Origin of the sequence: Streptomyces sp. NRRL F-2664 (genome assembly GCF_000719345.1) — a bacterium.
In the GTDB taxonomy this organism is placed as follows: Bacteria; Actinomycetota; Actinomycetes; order Streptomycetales; family Streptomycetaceae; genus Streptomyces.
The window spans coordinates 1-241 of sequence record NZ_JOFX01000586.1 but is presented as its reverse complement, the minus strand read 5'-3'; the positions used below and the strand labels follow the sequence as shown (position 1 = coordinate 241).

General features: G+C 69.7%; 1 protein-coding gene. It reads left to right on the top strand.

The features are described 5' to 3' along the window. On the top strand, positions 1–241 hold a 241-nt coding region (locus IF89_RS40305; RefSeq protein WP_158718189.1), incomplete at both ends, for a hypothetical protein.

The following is a 241-nucleotide window of genomic DNA, read 5'->3' as shown; positions in this document are numbered from 1 at the left end:
GGTGCTGTCCGAGGCCGACTACTCCCAGTGGGCCGAGTACAAGGTCACCACCACCGACCAGGCCGGCCGCAGAACCGTTGCCTCCACCGACCCGTGGGGCCACACCAGCAGTGTGACGGGCCCGGACGGTACCACCGTGAAAACCGCCTCCGACATCGTCGCCGAAGCCGTCACCCAGGGCGTGCTCGGCACAGACCAGCAGAATGCCGGCCTCAGCCAGGCCCGCGCCCTCTCGGTGCAG